Below are 1,476 nucleotides of genomic sequence, written 5' to 3' on the forward strand. Positions count from 1 at the left end.
TGTATTGTCTCGGGGCATAATTGACGGATGTCTCGGGGCATGGTTGACGGTATGTCTCGGGGCATGGTTTACGCCTGTCTCGGGGCATCGTTGCCATCCGGCAGGGGCCGGCGGCGCTGGTAGTCCCGGGAGGCGTCAAGCGCCTGGTCGACGAGGATCTCGCCGGTGTCCGGGTCGATGGCGGTGACCACGCCATGGACCACCTCCAGCTCCACGACCCTGCCCGCGTTCCCCTTGCCGATGTTGACGGTGCGCCGCCGCCCGGCGACGCTCCACGAGACGCAGCCGCGCCCGTCGGCCCTGCGGCGAACGGCCGGGGCGGTCACGTCGACGGCCGCCGGCCGTTCGCGTTCGGCCCGGAGCCCGTCCGCGTCGCGCCTGGCCTGCTCGCGCGCGGCGATCTCGGGATCGGGGCCGGCCTTGCCCTTCGCCTCGTACGCCTCCTTGGGGGTCCGCCGCCCCAGCGCGCGGTGGGGGCGTTCCTCGTTGTACTCGCGGCGGAACTCGTCGAGCTGCGCGTTGAGCCCGTCGAGATCGCGCGCGAGGGGCCTGGCGGCGAGCCACTGCTTAAGGGTGCGGTGCCAGCGTTCGATCTTGCCCTGGGTCTGGGGGTGGTAGGGGCTGCCGTTCTTCTGGCGCACGCCCATCAGCGCGAGCGTGCGCTCGAACGGGCCGGGCTCGGCCGAGCGCATCCGGGTCGTGTACACGGTGCCGTTGTCGGTGAGCGTGGACGCGGGGATCCCGTACCGGGAGCACGCCAGGCGGAACGACTCCTCGATCACCCTCGTGGTGACCGTCGCGTGCGCGCGCGAGTACAGGAGGAACCTGGAGTGGTCGTCGAGCCAGGAGACGACGAGCGCGTCCGTGCCGTCCGCGAGCGGCCAGTGGGTGAAGTCCGACTGCCAGGTCTCGTTGGGCAGGTCGGCCTCGAACCTCGTGTACGAGGACTTCGGCCGCTTCCTCGGCTCGGGGCGCACCAGGCCCGCCTTCCTGAGGATGCGGTGGATCGTGGAGTTCGCCGGCGGCTCCACGCCCGCGCGCTCGAGCCTGGCGGCGATGGACTCGGGGCCCGCGTCCAGGCCCCCGGCCTCCAGTTCGCGCCGGATCGCCACGATGCGTTCGACGGTTCCCGGGTCGGTCCTGTTCGCGATCCGGTGCGCGGTCCTGGGGCGCGGCAGGAGCCCGGCCTCGCCCTGCTCGTCCCAGCGGCGTTTGAGCTCGTGCGCCCACTGTCGGCTCACGCCGTACACGCGCGCCGTCTCGGCGACGGGGGCTCCCTGCGTGATGGCCCTGACGATGGCCTTGTTGCGCAGGAACTCGCCGCGCGCCGCGTCGCCGGGGTTGTCGGATTGCATTGTCTGCTGTTGTGATGGTGTATCCATATACCATCCAACACGCGCCGGGTGTCAGCCATGCCCCGAGACACGTGTCAGCCATGCCCCGAGACACCTGTCAACTATCCGCTCGAACTGGACA

1 protein-coding gene is annotated in these 1,476 nt (G+C 70.8%); it reads right to left on the reverse strand.

From position 1 onward, the window contains the following. Positions 1-68 precede the first annotated feature (68 nt). Positions 69-1,355 (reverse strand): IS481 family transposase, encoded by a 1,287-nt coding sequence (locus EMO90_RS12020; RefSeq protein WP_223849877.1) that lies wholly within the window; start codon positions 1,353-1,355, stop codon positions 69-71. Between the last annotated feature and the right edge of the window lie 121 nt (positions 1,356-1,476).

Source organism: Bifidobacterium vespertilionis (assembly GCF_008698145.1).
Lineage (GTDB): Bacteria > Actinomycetota > Actinomycetes > Actinomycetales > Bifidobacteriaceae > Bifidobacterium > Bifidobacterium vespertilionis.

Bases quoted from the DNA above. Each gene is read 5' to 3' on its own strand.
- EMO90_RS12020 (WP_223849877.1), bottom strand. From the start codon at position 1,355: ATGCAATCCGACAACCCCGGCGACGCGGCGCGCGGCGAGTTCCTGCGC.